Source organism: Streptococcus oralis (assembly GCF_964238205.1).
Taxonomy (GTDB): domain Bacteria; phylum Bacillota; class Bacilli; order Lactobacillales; family Streptococcaceae; genus Streptococcus; species Streptococcus oralis_CZ.
In genome coordinates, this window is sequence record NZ_CAXSLF010000001.1 from 636,422 (window position 1) to 653,884 (window position 17,463).

The window sequence follows — 17,463 nt, forward strand, 5'->3', positions numbered from 1 at the left end:
CCCTTCTATTTCCAAAATGAAGAAGGTGGAAAAACCACCATCTTTTTACTTATTCAAATATGGAAGCAGGTAGCCATAACCAGCCTCTTCCATTTCATCCTTAGCAATGAATCGTAAGGATGCAGAATTGATACAATAGCGTAAACCACCTAGTTCCTGAGGTCCGTCTGTAAAGACATGTCCCAAGTGAGCATTGCCAGAACGTGAACGGACTTCGATTCGCTCCATTCCATGACTCAAGTCCTGATAGTAATGAATGAGTTCCTTGGAAATAGGACGGCTAAAACTTGGCCAACCGCAGCCTGATGCAAACTTATCCTTGGCAAAGAAGAGGGGCTCTCCTGTCGTGATATCGACATAAATTCCTTCCTCAAAGGTTTGGTCGTAGGCATTGCTAAAGGGAGCTTCCGTCGCTGCCTCTTGCGTGACTCGATAGGACTCTTCAGACAGTTGTTCTCGTAATACTTCCTGACTAGGTTTTTCGTAGTTAGCTGCGTCTATCAGTGGTTTCTCTGCATCTCTCACATCGATATGGCAATAACCACCAGGATTTTTCTTGAGGTAGTCTTGGTGATAGTCCTCAGCCAAGATATAGTGACGAAGCTTCTCCACTTCTACCGCTATCTTGCGACCGAGCATGCGCTCCTGCTCTTGGACAAGAGCATAGATAGTTGGCAAATCCTCTTCATCTAGGTAATAAATTCCTGTGCGGTATTGACGACCACGGTCATTTCCTTGTTGGTTGACAGATAAAGGATCAATGACTCGGAAATAATAGAGCAAAATCTCACGGAGCGACACTGTCTTTTCATCATAGATAACTTGCACAGTCTCTGCGTGATCTGTTTCTTTAATTAATTGATAATTGGTAGTTTCTACCTGACCATTAGCATAACCAACACTGGTTTGCAACACTCCAGAAATACGGGAAAAGTATTCCTCTAAGCCCCAAAAGCAACCACCTGCCAGATATATTTCTGCCATCTCATACCTCCTTGACCTTCTATCGGTCGATAAACACGGGAAACATTTCATACTCTTCGAAAATCTCTTCAAACCACGTCAGCTTCGCCTTGCCGTAGATATATGTAACTGACATCGTCAGTCTTATCTACAACCTCAAAGCAGTGCTTTGAGCAACCTACAGCTCGCTTCCTAGTTTGCTCTTTGATTTTCATTGAGTATCAGTTCCCACGTTTCATTTTCAAAAAAAGGACAGGAAGCCCTCTAATAGAGAGTTTCCCCATCCTATCGCTATATTTATTTTTCTTCGACGCGAACGCCTTGTGTGTCTACTTGCAAATCATGAAGCTTGCCTTTGAACGGTTGTTTTTCAAGCTCTGCCTTAATCTTCGGCATCTTATCAGGATCAGCTAGAACCATGACAGTAGGCCCAGCGCCAGACAAGTAGGTCGCATAAGCACCGTTTCTCTTGGCAACTTTTTTGATGGTCGCAAATTCTCGCACCAAATCTTGACGATAACGCTCGTGGAAAAGGTCACTCTCGATAGCTTGACCAGCTTTGACCATATCTCCTGTCAATAGAGCTGCGATAGCCACATTGGCGATTGAACTTGCTGCAACAGCTTCCTTGTATGATAATTTCTTAGGCAAGACACCACGACTATCGCGAGTTCGCAATTCATAGTTTGGAATATAAGCTAGGAAAGCACACTCTGGGAAAGGCGCTACTACTGCTGAAACCTGACCTTCTACTGAGCTTGCAATGACCAGATTACCATAGATAGCCGGCGCAACATTGTCAGGATGCCCTTCGATCTTAGTCGCCAATTGCAATTTGTCGTGATCGCTTAATTTAAGATTTCCTAATTGATTTGCCAGTTCAATCCCTGCAACGATGACAGAGCTCGATGAACCTAGTCCACGCGCAAGTGGAATATCACTGATCATCTTCAGACGTCTTGGTTGTAGATCTGGAACAATTTGTAGAGCAATCTTCAGCAAAAGATTACGTTCGTCACGTGGAATCCATTTACCTAGTTGGTGCTCAATCATCCATTCTTCACGTTCTTCATAAACCTTAATTTCTAGATACTTAGTTACAGCTACACCAACTGAGTCAAAACCAGGACCCACATTAGCACTTGTAGCAGGTACAATAATCTTCATCTTAGTCTCCTAAAACCTTGAAGGTATTGAGAAGTTCAAACTCAGATACACCCTTCAAAGCTGATGTAATATTTTCAAGTTGCGCCTTGTTGATCTTATGGCTGATGATAACAACACGAGCCTTGCCTTCTTGCTTACCATCTTGCAAGATTTGCTTGAAGGAAATATCTTCTGCATTAAAGAGCTCAGCCAATTTCAAGACTTGACCTTTTGAATCTGGAGCCAAGATTGAGAAATAGTAGTTGGCTTTGACATCTTCTGGCTGAGCCAAAACAAGGTCACGATGGTATTCGTTAAAGGCTTTTCCAATGGTACCGTCATTCAAGCGACGAACGATACGAACAATATCAGCTACGACACTCGTTGCAGTTGGTTTTTGTCCAGCACCTGGTCCGTAGTACATTGATTCACCAATCCCGATAGACTCTACAAAGACTGCATTCATGACCCCATTGACACTTGCAAGTGGGTGAGCCTTAGGAAGGAAGGTTGGTGTAACCTCGGCAGCGATTCCAGATGGTGTTTCTTCGATAGAACCTACTAATTTAACCACATACCCAAGATCTTGGGCAACTGCCACATCCTCTGGAGTGATGTTGCGGATTCCTTGATGGGCCACATCTTCAAATTTGACATTCATTCCAAAAGCAAACTGGCTGAGGATGACCATCTTGTAGGCTGCATCAATCCCGTCAACGTCATTGGTTGGGTCGCTCTCAGCAAAGCCAAGGCGTTGAGCTTCAGCTAGGGCATCTGCATAAGACCAGCCTTCTTCTACCATTTTGGTCATCATGAAGTTAGATGTTCCATTGACAACACCAAGAACACGAGTGATTTTGTCTGATGCTAGTGAGTTAACCAAGGTACGAAGGATTGGAATTCCTCCCGCAACAGCTGCTTCATAGTAAAGAGCAACATTATGAGCTTTGGCAATCTCAAGCAATTCTGCACCATGAACAGCCAAAAGGTCCTTGTTGGCTGTCACGACATGTTTCCCTGCTTCTAATGCACGAGTGATAAATGTTTTAGCAGGCTCGATACGTCCCATCAACTCAACAACAATAGTGATGTCTTTGTCTGACAAGATTTCATCGATATTTGTTACAAAATTAAAATCATTTCCTGCCTCAAGCAAGCGTGATTTCTCTTCATCGTCTTTGACCAAAACCTTAGCTACTTCAATTTCTGAATGTGCTGCTTGAACAATTTTTTCTCCATTTTCCTTTAGTAAGAATGGTACACCACTGGCTACTGTACCAAATCCAAGTAAAGCAATCTTAACTGACATATTTGTCTCCTCGAAATTTTCTAATAGTCCTATTATACCAAAATTGTGAGAAAATTCCTACCATTCTGAACTAAAAATAGAAGCGTCAAATCATAAAAAAGCCTGCCCTGATACAACCTAGGGCAGACTCTATTTTCAATCTATTTCACAAAAGCCAATTCCTTGCCAGTAGACAGGTCTTCTCGATAGTGGAAACCTGCAAAGCTGAGCTTTTTGATTTCTTCTACCGAAGTCACCTGATTTTCCAACAAGGCTGTTAAGAAAGCACCCCTAGCTTTCTTTGAAATGGTTGAGTGGACTTTAAGTTTTCCATCTCTGTTCTCCATAAACTTAAAGGTCACCATTTGCTCGCGAACCTCTTTAGAGAAGACAGTTTCAAATTCCGAAGACAAGAGTGAAAAGATTAGTTCTTCACCCTTCACCGACTCTTCATAAGCTGACTGCCAGTGACTTTTCAGGCTTTTCCCAGCGATTTTAAGCTTCATCAAAAAGTCCAGTCTGTGAGGTGCAATCGGTGCAAAGGCTGGAATCACACCGTAAAGAGCTGACGTTATCATGAGGTGTTTCTCCAGATAGGCTTGTTCAGCCTTGGTTAGATTGTCCCGTTTGATGTTACGATACATAAGTCCATCAAAGAGGTGCAAGGCAGGATAAGAGCTTGCAGTTCCATTTTTTAAAGCTTGGATGCGTTCATACTCTTCTTGTGCTTTTTCAGCAGAAATTTTATAAAAATTTTCCAGTTCTTGAGCAGAATATATAGTTAGTTCGTCTAGTACAGCCTGACTTTCAGGACGCAAGGGATTTGCATCTAAACTAGGAACATTTGTATTCATTTCTTTTGCAGTTGGGATTAGAATTTTCATAGTCTTAGTGTAACATATTTTTCTAGGTGCACCAAGAATTTGAGCCTAAATAATACGACCTTCTAAATGATCGAGTTCATGCTGACAGATCTGAGCCGGAAAACCTGTCAGGGTAATGGTCTGTTCTTTCCAATGAATATCTCTGTAGCTTACTGTAATTTTTTCATACCGAGTCGTCGGTCTTACTCCTGTCAAAGACAAACATCCTTCCTCCGTTTCATATGGCCCTTCAAAAGACTTGAGAACGGGGTTAAACATGACCATGGGAATCATGCCGATATTAAAAATAATCACTCGCTTTTGCACCCCAATCATATTGGCTGCTAGTCCAACACAGGTCTCTCGATTAGCCTGCAGAGTATCTTGTAAATCCTTTGCTAGGGGTAGATCTTCCTGACTTGCAGGCTGGGATACCTGCGACAAAAACAAGATATCTTTTACAATTTTCTTTTCCAAGACTCTTTCCTCCATACGATATCAGTCTACTTGATTATAGCACAAAATCTTTGGCAGTTTATCTTTATATATAAACAAAAAGCCATCCGAAGATGACTTTTCATGATTGTTTAAATAGCGTTTTTATCTTTTCCAAGCGCTCGTTGGACTGCTTTAACAATCTCAACAAGGACCACGATCATAAGTGCTCCTACGGCAACAACCATCCATTGAGTCAAGCTCAAGTTTGAAACGTGGAAGAGATTATTAAATCCAGGAACCAAAATTGTCACCACAAAGAGTACAAAGGCAACTGGGATAGACCAGTTAAAGGTCTTGTTGGTAAAGAGTCCCACTTTAAAGATTGATTGGTAAACCGACTTAACGTTAAAGGCATGGAGCAATTGGATCAAACCGAGAGTTGCAAAAGCCATGGTAAGGGCATCCGCATGGATTTCAGTATGACTTTGGTGCTCTGGGAAGAGAAGAGCCCAACCATAAACACCTAAAACTAGCATCGTTTGGAAGATCCCTTGATAAATGATTGCTCCGAAGACACCACCATCAAAGAAGTTAGACTTACGGCCACGCGGTTTGTGAGTCATAACGCCTGGCTCAGCTGGTTCCACACCAAGGGCGATGGCTGGTAGCGTATCTGTTACCAAGTTAATCCATAGCAAATGCACTGGTTGAAGCACATCCCAACCTAACAAGGTAGCAAAGAAGATGGTGAAGACTTCAGCCATATTAGCAGACAAGAGGTATTGGATTGATTTTTGGATATTGGAGAAGACTTTACGTCCTTCTTCTACCGCTACGATAATGGTTGCAAAGTTATCATCGGCGAGGACCATATCAGAAGCTCCCTTAGAAACCTCTGTACCTGTAATCCCCATACCGATACCGATGTCAGCTGTCTTAAGTGATGGTGCATCGTTGACCCCGTCACCTGTCATGGCAACAACCTTACCTTCTTTTTGCCATGCTTTCACGATACGAACCTTGTGTTCAGGAGATACACGCGCGTAGACAGAGTATTGCTTGAAGACTTTTTGGAATTCTTCATCCGTGAGTTCATTCAACTCAGCACCAGTGAAGACATGGTCTTCTGTATCATTTGGATCGATGATACCGAGACGTTTAGCAATAGCTTCAGCAGTATCTTGGTGGTCACCCGTGATCATAATCGGACGGATACCCGCTTCCTTAGCAACACGAACAGCTTCTGCAGCTTCTGGGCGCTCAGGGTCAATCATTCCGACCAAACCAGAGAAGATGAGGTCAGATTCAACAATTTCAGATTCCAAGGTTGGAATTTCGTTACTTGTCTTGTAAGCCATCATCAAGACACGGAGGGCTTGTTTAGCCAAGTCTTTGTTGGTGGCAAGGATAGCTTGTTTGTCTTCCTCAGTGATTGGGCGAACTTCCCCATTTACTTCGATACGAGTTACACGCTTGAGCAATTGGTCAGGAGCACCCTTGACAGCGATAAAGTAAGAACAGTCTGCTTCCTTATGGATAGTCGACATAAGCTTACGGTCTGAGTCAAATGGCAATTCAGCCACACGTGGCTCATCCTTCAAGACTTCACGAACATCAAAGTTGTGGTCCAAACCAAACTGTACAAGAGCTGTCTCAGTTGGGTCACCAATCAGCTTACCAGATGGATCCACCTTGGTGTCATTGGCAAAGTTCATGATACGGAGGGTATTGTTGCTAGCCGCAATTTCTGTTGCAGAGCTTTGCAATTGACCGTTGGTATAAACCTTTTCAACAGTCATTTGGTTCATAGTCAAGGTACCTGTTTTATCAGATGCAATGATTTCTGTTGAACCAAGCGTTTCAACCGCTGGCAATTTACGGACAATCGAATTACGTTTTGCAAGGGTTGTAGTTCCCAAAGATAGAACGATAGTTACAATGGCAGGAAGTCCTTCTGGAATAGCCGCTACTGCAAGGGCAACCGCCACCATCAAGCCTTCTAATGGATGTTCTCCACGAACAAAGACACCAACCAAGAAGGTAATCACTGCAATCACAATGATTAAGTAAGTCAAGGCCTTAGATAATTGTTCCAAGCTTTGCTTCAATGGTGTCTCTGTCTCGTCTGCATTAGCCAACATATCTGCAATCTTACCAACTTCTGTATACATACCAGTATTGGTTACGACACCAATCCCACGACCGTATGTTACGTTTGAGTTTTGGTAACCCATGTTAACACGATCCCCGATACCTGCATCTGCTTCAACAAGTCCTGTCACATCTTTTTCAACTGGGACAGACTCCCCTGTAAGAGCTGCTTCTTCAATTTTAAGAGACGCCGCTTCAAGCAAACGCATATCGGCAGGCACCACATCTCCAGCTTCTAGCAAGACGATGTCCCCAGGTACCAATTCTTTCGAGTCAATCTCAATAACATGACCATCACGACGAACACGAGCCATCGGGCTAGACATATTTTTCAGAGCTTCAATGGCTGCTTCTGCTTGCCCTTCCTGGTAAACCCCAAAGGCAGCATTCAAGACAACAACGGCCAAGATGATAATAGCATCCGTTAGACCGTCCATTCCTTCTGTAATCACAGAAAGTGCCGCTGCCGCAAGCAAGATGATAATCATCAAGTCCTTAAATTGATCAAGGAATTTAGCTAGTAGGCTACGTTTCTCACCCTCTTCTAACTCATTACGACCATAAGTCGCTAAGCGTTCTTGAGCTTGAGCAGTTGACAAACCTTCGATAGATGAGTCCAAGTTCTTTAGGACTTCTTCTGAGGTTTGTGTGTAAAACAAGTCTTTATTTTGTTCTTTTGACAAAACAGTCTCCTCCTTTTTGGCCTCTTTTTACAAAAAAAGAGACCTGTTTTTTAAAAAAACAAGTCTCGCTGTTTAATATAGTGCCGGAAATAATTCGTAATGACGACACTATCGCGGTTTCCCGCCAGCTACTCCCTTGAGTAGTTCTATTATATCAGAATTTCAAAAGTTTTCAAGTGCTGGGGTGGGATTATTCGCGCTCCATTTGAATTTTCCTTGGAAAACCAGTATAATGAAAGAATACTAAAATGCTAGAAGGGGAGTTAGATGAATCAATCGGTTTCAAACTTAAAATTAGCTGAGCGTGGTGCCATTATCAGCATCTTGACTTATCTATTCTTGTCTGCAGCTAAGCTAGCGACCGGACACCTCCTCCATTCATCCAGTTTGGTAGCAGATGGTTTTAACAACGTTTCAGATATTGTTGGAAATGTTGCCCTCCTCATCGGGATTCGTTTGGCTCGCCAACCGGCAGATAGAGATCATCGCTTCGGCCACTGGAAAATAGAGGATTTGGCAAGTCTCATCACTTCCATCATCATGTTTTACGTTGGCTTTGATGTTCTACGTGACACCATTCAAAAGATACTCAGCCGAGAACAAACGGTTATTGACCCACTTGGTGCGACTCTGGGAGTCATCTCTGCTATCATCATGTTCGCCGTTTATCTCTACAATACCCATCTGAGTAAGCAAGCTAAATCAAAGGCCCTCAAGGCTGCAGCTAAGGACAATCTGTCAGATGCTGTGACATCTCTTGGAACTTCTATTGCTATCCTGGCTAGTAGCTTCAACTATCCAATCGTGGATAAGTTGGTCGCGATTATCATCACCTTCTTTATCCTCAAAACAGCCTATGACATCTTTATCGAGTCATCCTTCAGCCTTTCTGATGGTTTTGATGAACACTTGCTAGAAGATTATCAAAAAGCTATCATGGAAATTCCTAAGATTAGCAAGGTCAAATCTCAAAGGGGTCGTACCTACGGAAGCAATATTTATCTGGACATCACACTTGAGATGAACCCAGATCTGTCTGTTTTTGAAAGTCACGAAATTGCGGATCAGGTCGAATCCATGTTATCAGAACGCTTTGGTGTCTTTGATACAGACATTCATATCGAACCAGCACCAATCCCTGAGGATGAAATTCTAGATAATGTCTATAAAAAATTGCTCATGAGAGAGCAACTGATTGACCAAGGAAATCAACTGGAAGAATTACTTGCAGAAGACTTCATTTATATCCGCCAGGACGGACAAGAACTGGACAAGGATGCCTATACGGCTGAAAAAGAATTAACCTCTGCTATCAAGGAGCTTCATCTAACTTCTATCAGTCAAAAGACTAAACTCATCCGCTACCAAGTCGGTGATACCATTCATACCAGTATCTGGCGCCGCCACGAAACTTGGCAAAATATTTTCCATCAAGAAACCAAAATAGAAAAAGACTAAAGAAAGAGGCCGGGATAAATCCCGACCTCATTTTTTTGCTTATTTTGCTACACTCTTAGCAAGAACGAAGTTTCCAAGTGTCGCTGAACCATTGCCAGCAACTGCTGGAGTTACGATATAGTCACGTACATCTGGTACTGGTAGGTAGCCATTGAGAAGAGCTGTGAATTTTTCACGTACACGATCAAGCATGTGTTGTTGGGCCATAACCCCACCACCAAAGACGATCACGTCTGGACGGAAAGTCACGGTCGCATTAACGGCAGCTTGAGCGATATAGTAGGCTTGAACATCCCATACAGAGTTGTTAAGTTCGATGTTTTCACCACGAACACCTGTACGAGCTTCCAAGCTTGGACCAGCCGCAAAGCCTTCCAAACATCCTTTATGGAATGGACAAACACCGTTGAATTCTTTTTCCTCGTCCATTGGGTGTTTAGCTACATAGTAGTGTCCCATTTCAGGGTGACCAACACCACCGATAAACTCACCACGTTGGATAACACCAGCTCCGATACCTGTACCGATTGTGTAATAAACCAAGTTTTCGATTCGTCCACCTGCGTTATTACGTGCCACCACTTCACCGTAGGCAGAACTATTAACGTCTGTTGTGAAGTACATTGGTACGTTCAAAGCGCGACGTAGAGCACCAAGCAAGTCAACATTTGCCCAGTGAGGTTTTGGTGTAGTTGTGATAAAGCCATATGTTTTTGAATTTTTATCGATATCAATCGGACCAAATGAACCGATTGCTAGTCCTGCAAGATTATCAAATTTTGAAAAGAACTCAATTGTTTTATCGATTGTCTCGATAGGTGTTGTTGTTGGAAATTGTACCTTTTCTACAACGTTAAAGTTTTCATCACCGACAGCACAGACAAATTTTGTACCGCCCGCTTCCAAGCTTCCATATAATTTTGTCATGATAAACCTCTAGTTTTTATTTTCTCTATTATAGCATATTTCCAGAAGGAAAGTTGCTCAATATTTTAGTTTTTCCTCTGTAAATTTTAAGATTCAAGCAAAAACGAACAAACATGACATTTGTTCGTTTTTTGATTTATTAAATCGACAGTAGTATACTCAATGAAAATCAAAGAACAAACTAGGAATCGAGCTGCAGACAACACTTAAGTACGGCAAAGCAAGTATGACGCAGTTTGAATTTGATTTTTGAAGAGTATTAAGCTTTAACTTCGATGATTGCATCTCCCTTAGCAACTGATCCAGAAGCAACTGGATTTACTGAAGCAAAGTCTGCAGTGTTTGTTACGATAACCATAGTTGTGTTATCAAGTCCTGCAGCGGCAATCTTAGCTGAGTCAAATGTTCCAAGAACATCTCCAGCTTTAACCTTGTCACCTTGAGCAACTTTATGGTTGAATCCTTCACCGTTCATTGAAACAGTGTCGATACCAACGTGGATCAAGATTTCAGCTCCGTTAGCTGTTCTTAGGCCATAAGCATGTCCTGTTGGGAAGACAATTGTCACTTCAGCATCAGCTGGTGCGTAAACGACATCTTCACTAGGTTTTACAGCGATACCTTGTCCCATAGCTCCACTTGAGAAGACTGGGTCATTAACGTCTGAAAGGGCAACTACGTCACCAACGATTGGTGTTTGGATGACACCTTCGCTAGGTGCAACAACAGTACCAGTTACTGCTTCGTCAGCCAAACGTTCAGTTGTAGCTTCTGAAGCCACTTCTGCTTCATCTTCATAACCAAACATGTAAGTAAGAGCAAAACCAAGAGCGAATGATACAGCTACCATAAGAAGGTATTGTGGAAGTTGTCCGTTACCAATGTAAAGCATTGTACCAGGGATGATTGTGATACCATTACCAGTACCAGCAAGACCAAGGATTGAAGCAAGTCCACCACCGACTGCACCAGCGATCAATGAAAGGAAGAATGGTTTACGGAAACGCAAGTTAACCCCGAAGATAGCAGGCTCAGTAATACCTAGGAAGGCAGAAAGAGCAGCTGGGAAAGCAAGTGTTTTAAGTTTAGGATTTTTAGTTTTCACACCAACGGCTACTGTTGCAGCACCTTGAGCAGTCATGGCAGCTGTGATAATAGCGTTGAATGGGTTAACATGGTCAGCAGCAAGCAATTGAACTTCAAGCAAGTTGAAGATGTGGTGAACACCTGATACGACGATAACTTGGTGAACTCCACCAATCAAGAAACCACCAAGACCAAATGGCAAGTTAAGGATAGCTTTTGTTCCAAGAAGGATATAGTTTTCAACAACGTGGAAGACTGGTCCGATCACAAACAAACCAAGAATTGACATTACGAGGAGTGTTACGAATGGTGTTACCAAGAGGTCAAGAACATCTGGAACAACTTTACGAACAGCTTTTTCAAACTTAGCTCCGACAACCCCGATGATGAAGGCTGGAAGAACTGAACCTTGCAAACCAACAACTGGGATAAATCCGAAGAAGTTCATAGCAGTTACTTCACCACCAGAAGCAACAGCCCAGGCATTTGGAAGTGAACCTGAAACGAGCATCATACCAAGAACGATACCAACAGCTGGGTTACCACCAAATACACGGAAGGTTGACCAAACAACCAAACCTGGCAAGATAATGAAGGCTGTGTCAGTCAAGATTTGAGTGTAAGTTGTAACATCTTCTGGAAGTGTCATTCCAAGAGCATTCAAGAGTCCACGAACACCCATGAAGAGACCAGTTGCTACAATAACTGGAATGATTGGTACGAAAACATCACCGAAAGTACGGATGGCACGTTGGAACCAATTTCCTTGTTTAGCAGCTTCTGCCTTCATCTCATCCTTAGATGATGTTGGCAAGCCAAGAGCTACGACTTCATCGTACATCTTGTTTACTGTACCTGTACCAAAGATGATTTGGTATTGACCTGAGTTAAAGAAAGCACCTTGAACTTTTTCCAAGCTCTCGATAGCATCTTTGTTAATTTTCGCTTCATCTTTAACCATAACGCGAAGACGAGTCGCACAGTGAGCTACACTATTAACGTTCTCACGTCCACCTAAGGCTTCGATGACTTTTTTTGCAATTTCTGTATTCGTCATTTGCAAAAATCTCCTTATAAAAAATTTGTAAAATGTTTGAAAGCGATTTTATCCGCCCTACGAATATTATTCTATCACGTTTAAAAAATATGTCAAGCGTTTTGCAGAAAAAATTTTGCTAATTTTTATTTTTTGATTGTTTTTGCTATTTTTTTCAGCAATACAGCAATAAATACCCTATAAACTCAAGGTTTTTACTTTTAAATTTTCAAAAACTTTCATATTTTCATTATTTTTCATAAAATAGCGCTTCTACATTCTGTCAAACGTTTGACATTTTTTTCGTTAATTTAGTGTAAAAGACTTGCTTTTTTATAAGGAAACGTTTACTATAAAGATAGTAGAATTTTATGGAGGAAATAGAAATGGAATGGACTACTGAACGTCGTTACAGACGTTACGAAGATTGGACACAAGAAGAAAGAAAAGAAATCCAAGAAAAGATGGCGCAATCCCCATGGCATGTCAGCTATCACATTGAACCAAAGGAAGGACTTCTCAACGATCCAAACGGTTTTTCTTATTTTGATGGTAAGTGGATTGTCTTTTACCAAAACTTCCCCTTTGGTGCAGCCCACGGCTTGAAATCTTGGGTTCAACTTGAGAGTGACGATTTGGTGCACTTTACTGAAACAGGTGTAAAAATCTTACCTGATACTCCACTGGATAGCCACGGCGCTTACTCAGGATCTGCTATGCAATTTGGCAACCAATTGTTCCTCTTCTATACAGGAAATGTCCGTGATGAAAATTGGGTTCGCCACCCTTATCAGATTGGTGCCTTGATGGATAAGGACGGTAAGATTGAAAAAATTGACAAAGTTTTGATTGATCAACCTGCTGATGCTACTGACCACTTCCGCGATCCACAGATTTTCAACTTTAAAGGACAATACTACGCAATCGTTGGTGGTCAAGACTTGGAGAAAAAAGGGTTTGTCCGTCTTTACAAAGCTGTCGAAAATGATTATACAAACTGGCAAGAAGTTGGTGATCTTGACTTCAACAATGACCGTACCGCTTATATGATGGAGTGCCCAAATCTTGTCTTTGTCGGAGAACAGCCTGTCCTTCTCTACTGTCCACAAGGCTTGGATAAAAAGGTTCTTGACTATGACAACATCTATCCAAATATGTACAAAATCGGTGCTTCCTTTGATCCTGAAAATGCACGTATGGTAGATGTGTCTGAACTACAGAATCTAGACTATGGTTTCGAAGCATATGCTACTCAAGCCTTCAATGCTCCTGATGGACGCGCTCTTGCTGTTAGTTGGCTTGGTTTGCCAGATGTGTCTTATCCATCTAATCGTTTTGATCACCAAGGGACTTTCTCATTGGTCAAGGAACTTACCATTAAAGATGGCAAACTCTATCAGTATCCTGTAGCTGCTATCAAAGAACTCCGTGCTTCAGAAGAGGAATTTTCAAATCGTTCTGAAACTAAGAACACCTACGAACTTGAGCTGAACTTAGAGGCTAATAGCCAAAGTGAAATCATCCTTCTTGCTGATAAAGACGGAAAGGGGCTATCTATCAATTTCGATCTTGTCAATGGCCAAGTAACCGTTGACCGCAGTCAAGCAGGTGAGCAATATGCTCAAGAATTTGGAACTACTCGCTCATGTTCAATCGACAACCAAGCTACTACTGTAAATATCTTCATCGATAATTCAGTCTTTGAAATTTTCATCAATAAAGGAGAAAAAGTATTTTCTGGTCGTGTCTTCCCTCACAAAGATCAAAATGGAATCCTCATTAAATCTGGAAACCCAACTGGAACTTACTACGAATTAGAATATGGTCGCAAAACTAACTGATGTCGCAAAATTAGCTGGCGTCAGCCCTACTACTGTTTCACGTGTCATCAATAAAAAAGGTTATCTGTCAGAAAAAACCATTCAAAAGGTCAATGACGCTATGCGTGAACTGGGCTATAAACCCAATAACTTAGCTCGAAGTCTTCAAGGAAAATCAGCCAAGTTAATTGGGTTGATTTTCCCAAAAATCAGCCATGTTTTCTATGCTGAATTGATTGACAAATTGGAACACGAACTCTTCAAAAAAGGCTACAAGACGATCATCTGTAACAGTGAGCACGATTCGGAAAAAGAACGTGAGTATCTTGAAATGCTAGAAGCTAATCAAGTGGATGGCATTATCTCTGGTAGCCATAACTTGGGAATTGAAGACTACAATCGCGTAACAGCTCCTATCATTTCTTTTGACCGAAACCTATCGCCTGACATTCCTGTCGTTTCTTCTGATAACTATGCTGGTGGAGTCCTTGCAGCTCAAACTTTAGAGAAAACTGGAGCTAAGTCTGTCATTATGATTACAGGTAATGATAACTCCAATTCTCCAACTGGACTTCGTCATGCAGGCTTTGCTTCTATCTTCCCAAAAGCTCCCATTATCAATATTTCCAGTGACTTTTCACCCCTCCGCAAGGAAATGGAAATCAAAAATATCCTAACCAAACAAAAACCAGATGCTATTTTCGCATCGGATGATTTGACAGCCATCTTGGTGATGAAGATTGCTCAGGAGCTTGGTATATCTGTTCCAGAACATCTCAAGGTTATTGGTTATGATGGAACTTATTTTATCGAGAATTTCTATCCTCACCTCACTACCATTAAACAACCTTTGGAAGAAATTGCTCGCCTGACAGTTGATTTACTACTTCAAAAAATCGAAGGAAAAGAAGTTGCCACAACCGGTTATTTCTTACCAGTCAGCCTCTTACCAGGTAAAAGTATTTAATACTCTTCGAAAATCTCTTCAAACCACGTCAGCTTCCATCTACAACCTCAAAACAGTGTTTTGAGCAGCCTGCGGTTAACTTCCTAGTTTGTTCTTTGATTTTCATTGAGTATAAACAAAAAAACTCAGACTAGATTCGTCTGAGTTTTTCTTATGATCTTAATTTTTTCAAAAGAGTCTGCGCTTTTTCTAAATTAAAGGTTTTTTCAGCAATCAAGTTTTCTACTAGCTTAGGTACTTCTGCTTCAGTAGCACCTGCTAAAAGTGCTAACGATTTTGCCTGAAGTTTCATGTGTCCATGCTGAATCCCTGTACTGACCAAAGCCTTAAGGGCTGCAAAATTCTGTGCAAGACCAATCGAAACGATAATTTGAGCCAATTCTTTGGCAGATGGATGACCTAGCAACTCATGACTGAGTACGACTCGAGGATTGAGACCAATCGAACCACCCTTGGTGGCAACTGGCATCGGCATGGTCATCTCTCCAATAAGCTCTTCGTTTCCCAAATCTATAGTCCAACGACTAAGTCCTCGATAGGCGCCATCATGACTTGCATAGGCATGCGCTCCCGCTTCTATAGCACGCCAATCATTTCCAGTAGCAATCAAGAGAGCATCGATACCGTTAAAGATTCCCTTGTTGTGAGTCGCTGCTCGATAAGGATCTGCCTGAGCAAACTGACTGGCTAAAACCATTTTTTCCGCTAGTTCACGCGCTTCATCCTTCTGGCGGCTCAAATAACGAAAGGCGATGCGACAAGTTGCAGTTACTAGAGAATCTGTGGCATAGTTGGATAAGATCCCCATTAAACTTAGCCCTTGACTGAGAGTTTCTAGACTAGGTTTTAGGGCCTCAAGCATGGTATTGAGCATATTAGCTCCCATTGCTTCCTGAGTATCTACATGGAGATAAACCACTAAAAAGTCAGACTCACCAGAAATTTTTTCAACTGTTAGCTCTCTCGCTCCACCACCACGTTTGACAATAGAGGGATAGGCTTGATTTGCCAGTTCCATCAGTTCCGACTTTTGACTCAGAATAGCCTGGCAAGCTAAATCCCTATCTGGGACTTGATAGAGAGCCACTTGACCGATCATTTGGCGTTGGTGAACCTGAGCAGTAAAACCGCCTGCTCTTTTGATAATTTTGCTGGCAAAACTAGCTGCAGCAACTACAGATGGTTCTTCGGTCACATAGGGAACGGTATACTCCTGACCATTTACCAGAACTTCTGGAACTACTGAGTAAGGAAGCGAGAAGGTTCCTACCACATTTTCACTCAATTGGTCCGCAACTGCTAGACTGAGATTTTCATTTTGCGCAAGACTTTCTTGGGCTTCAATAGTAGTAAGCGCCTGAGACTTAACAAACTCTAGGCGCTCTTGAATTGATTTTTTAGCAAATCCATTCCAATTTTTTTTCATTATTTTTCAACCTTGCTGTAGCGACGTTGGTGGTCTACAATCTCAACAAGGGCATAGTCTTGCCCTTCATAACCTGACATCGTTGCAGATCCAGACTCATCTAATTGGGCTTCCTCAAAGAAGATTCGTTCATAGTCAGCAACACTCAAAGCTTGACGTTGGTCTAGCAAGTCTAAGCGATTATTCTGCAATTGTTTTTCATAGTCTTCAACCAATTCTACACTAAAGAACTCAGATACAGCACCACTACCATAGCTATAGAGGGCAATCTTATCTCCAGCTTTCAGGCTATCAGAATTTTCAAGAAGAGACAAGAGACCTAAGAAGAGTGAACCTGTATAAATGTTCCCAACTTTTTGACTATAAATAATAGATTCATCAAAGTGCTTTTGAAGCAAATCCTTCTTCTCTTGAGGCAAGGATTTGTCGAGAATTTTCTTCAAACCCTTGAGAGCTAGCTTTGGATACGGCAAATGGAAGCAAATAGCTTCAAAATCATTCAAGTCGCAATCATAACGCTTTTGGTACTCTTCCCAAGTCGTTTTTAAGCTATCCAAATACTGCTGTGTTGAGTAGACTCCATTTACAAATGGTGTCGTTGAATAATTTGGACGCCAAAAGTCCATGATATCACGAGTCTGCGCAACGTTATCGTTGTTGAAGACCATAACACGTGGATTTTGGCTAATCAACATGGCAACACACCCTGCACCTTGAGTTGGTTCTCCAGGAGTTTCAACACCATACCTTGCAATATCACTGGCTAGTACCAAAACTTTTGATTTTGGAGAATTTTCTACGTGTAACTTAGCATAGTGAAGGGCCGCTGTTGCACCATAGCAAGCTTCTTTGATTTCAAAACTACGAGCAAAAGGTTGAATTCCAAGCAAACCGTGTACAAAGACTGCAGCTGCCTTACTTTGATCGACTCCAGATTCTGTCGCTACGATAACCATATCAATCTCTTGCTTATCTTCTTCAGTCAGGATAGAATTTCCTGCACTGGCAGCCAAGGTAACAATATCCTCTGTCAAAGGAGCAATACTCAATTCTTTTAAAAGGAGCCCTTTACTCAATTTTTCAGGATCAATTCCTCGGGTTTCTGCTAAATCTTGTAATTTCAAAACGTATTGACTGGTCGCAAAACCAATCTTATCAATACCGATTGTCATATTTACCTCTATTTTTATCATTCATTGTAAAAAATCGTT

General features: G+C 41.7%; 13 protein-coding genes. 3 read left to right on the plus strand and 10 right to left on the minus strand.

Features of this window, described 5'->3' with window-relative positions:
• Positions 1 to 45 precede the first annotated feature (45 nt).
• The 6 genes from msrB to ACESOD_RS03235 form a co-directional block, all read right to left on the minus strand.
• Positions 46 to 984 (minus strand): peptide-methionine (R)-S-oxide reductase MsrB, encoded by a 939-nt coding sequence (gene msrB, locus ACESOD_RS03210; protein WP_373093964.1) that lies wholly within the window; start codon positions 982 to 984, stop codon positions 46 to 48.
• 276 nt (positions 985 to 1,260) lie between these two features.
• Positions 1,261 to 2,130 carry a homoserine kinase gene (thrB, locus tag ACESOD_RS03215; RefSeq protein WP_373093966.1) on the minus strand — a complete coding sequence of 290 codons (870 nt, stop codon included), beginning with the start codon at positions 2,128 to 2,130 and terminating at the stop codon, positions 1,261 to 1,263.
• Position 2,131: 1 nt separating this feature from the next.
• The gene (locus tag ACESOD_RS03220) at positions 2,132 to 3,418 is read right to left on the minus strand and encodes a homoserine dehydrogenase (RefSeq protein WP_373093968.1); all 1,287 of its coding nucleotides are present in this window, start codon (positions 3,416 to 3,418) and stop codon (positions 2,132 to 2,134) included.
• Positions 3,419 to 3,558: 140 nt separating this feature from the next.
• Positions 3,559 to 4,281 (minus strand): peroxide stress protein YaaA, encoded by a 723-nt coding sequence (yaaA, locus tag ACESOD_RS03225; protein WP_373093970.1) that lies wholly within the window; start codon positions 4,279 to 4,281, stop codon positions 3,559 to 3,561.
• Between the two features lie 45 nt (positions 4,282 to 4,326).
• Positions 4,327 to 4,737, minus strand: coding sequence for a peptide deformylase (locus ACESOD_RS03230; protein WP_316107657.1), 411 nt, complete (start codon positions 4,735 to 4,737; stop codon positions 4,327 to 4,329).
• Between the two features lie 110 nt (positions 4,738 to 4,847).
• Positions 4,848 to 7,532 (minus strand): cation-translocating P-type ATPase, encoded by a 2,685-nt coding sequence (locus ACESOD_RS03235; RefSeq protein WP_373093972.1) that lies wholly within the window; start codon positions 7,530 to 7,532, stop codon positions 4,848 to 4,850.
• A gap of 267 nt (positions 7,533 to 7,799) precedes the next feature.
• On the opposite strand from ACESOD_RS03235, the gene ACESOD_RS03240 reads away from it, so the two are divergent.
• Positions 7,800 to 8,990 (plus strand): cation diffusion facilitator family transporter, encoded by a 1,191-nt coding sequence (locus ACESOD_RS03240; RefSeq protein WP_373093974.1) that lies wholly within the window; start codon positions 7,800 to 7,802, stop codon positions 8,988 to 8,990.
• Positions 8,991 to 9,029: 39 nt separating this feature from the next.
• Here ACESOD_RS03240 and scrK read toward each other — a convergent pair whose 3' ends face one another.
• Positions 9,030 to 9,917 (minus strand): fructokinase ScrK, encoded by an 888-nt coding sequence (scrK, locus tag ACESOD_RS03245; RefSeq protein WP_223338668.1) that lies wholly within the window; start codon positions 9,915 to 9,917, stop codon positions 9,030 to 9,032.
• Positions 9,918 to 10,176: 259 nt separating this feature from the next.
• Positions 10,177 to 12,060, minus strand: coding sequence for a sucrose-specific PTS transporter subunit IIBC (locus tag ACESOD_RS03250; protein WP_373093976.1), 1,884 nt, complete (start codon positions 12,058 to 12,060; stop codon positions 10,177 to 10,179).
• A gap of 365 nt (positions 12,061 to 12,425) precedes the next feature.
• On the opposite strand from ACESOD_RS03250, the gene ACESOD_RS03255 reads away from it, so the two are divergent.
• Both ACESOD_RS03255 and ACESOD_RS03260 read left to right on the plus strand, forming a co-directional pair.
• On the plus strand, positions 12,426 to 13,880 hold the full coding sequence (locus ACESOD_RS03255) for a sucrose-6-phosphate hydrolase (RefSeq protein WP_373094074.1): 1,455 nt from the start codon (positions 12,426 to 12,428) through the stop codon (positions 13,878 to 13,880).
• Positions 13,861 to 14,826, plus strand: coding sequence for a LacI family DNA-binding transcriptional regulator (locus tag ACESOD_RS03260; RefSeq protein WP_373093977.1), 966 nt, complete (start codon positions 13,861 to 13,863; stop codon positions 14,824 to 14,826). The genes ACESOD_RS03255 and ACESOD_RS03260 overlap by 20 nt, the downstream gene beginning before the upstream one ends.
• Before the next feature lie 151 nt (positions 14,827 to 14,977).
• Here the strand turns inward: ACESOD_RS03260 and ACESOD_RS03265 are convergent, their stop codons facing one another.
• Together ACESOD_RS03265 and ACESOD_RS03270 are read right to left on the minus strand one after the other, a co-directional pair.
• Positions 14,978 to 16,252, minus strand: coding sequence for a hydroxymethylglutaryl-CoA reductase, degradative (locus tag ACESOD_RS03265; RefSeq protein WP_373093978.1), 1,275 nt, complete (start codon positions 16,250 to 16,252; stop codon positions 14,978 to 14,980).
• The gene (locus tag ACESOD_RS03270; protein WP_373093979.1) at positions 16,252 to 17,424 is read right to left on the minus strand and encodes a hydroxymethylglutaryl-CoA synthase; all 1,173 of its coding nucleotides are present in this window, start codon (positions 17,422 to 17,424) and stop codon (positions 16,252 to 16,254) included. Before ACESOD_RS03270 ends, ACESOD_RS03265 begins: the two co-directional genes overlap by 1 nt.
• Positions 17,425 to 17,463 lie beyond the last annotated feature (39 nt).

What these genes read in the sequence shown, in the direction of transcription:
- msrB (WP_373093964.1), bottom strand. Translation starts at nt 984, where the DNA reads ATGGCAGAAATATATCTGGCAGGTGGTTGCTTTTGGGGCTTAGAGGAA.
- thrB (WP_373093966.1), bottom strand. Translation starts at nt 2,130, where the DNA reads ATGAAGATTATTGTACCTGCTACAAGTGCTAATGTGGGTCCTGGTTTT.
- ACESOD_RS03220 (WP_373093968.1), bottom strand. Translation starts at nt 3,418, where the DNA reads ATGTCAGTTAAGATTGCTTTACTTGGATTTGGTACAGTAGCCAGTGGT.
- yaaA (WP_373093970.1), bottom strand. Translation starts at nt 4,281, where the DNA reads ATGAAAATTCTAATCCCAACTGCAAAAGAAATGAATACAAATGTTCCT.
- ACESOD_RS03240 (WP_373093974.1), top strand. Translation starts at nt 7,800, where the DNA reads ATGAATCAATCGGTTTCAAACTTAAAATTAGCTGAGCGTGGTGCCATT.
- scrK (WP_223338668.1), bottom strand. Translation starts at nt 9,917, where the DNA reads ATGACAAAATTATATGGAAGCTTGGAAGCGGGCGGTACAAAATTTGTC.
- ACESOD_RS03250 (WP_373093976.1), bottom strand. Translation starts at nt 12,060, where the DNA reads ATGACGAATACAGAAATTGCAAAAAAAGTCATCGAAGCCTTAGGTGGA.
- ACESOD_RS03255 (WP_373094074.1), top strand. Translation starts at nt 12,426, where the DNA reads ATGGAATGGACTACTGAACGTCGTTACAGACGTTACGAAGATTGGACA.
- ACESOD_RS03260 (WP_373093977.1), top strand. Translation starts at nt 13,861, where the DNA reads ATGGTCGCAAAACTAACTGATGTCGCAAAATTAGCTGGCGTCAGCCCT.
- ACESOD_RS03265 (WP_373093978.1), bottom strand. Translation starts at nt 16,252, where the DNA reads ATGAAAAAAAATTGGAATGGATTTGCTAAAAAATCAATTCAAGAGCGC.
- ACESOD_RS03270 (WP_373093979.1), bottom strand. Translation starts at nt 17,424, where the DNA reads ATGACAATCGGTATTGATAAGATTGGTTTTGCGACCAGTCAATACGTT.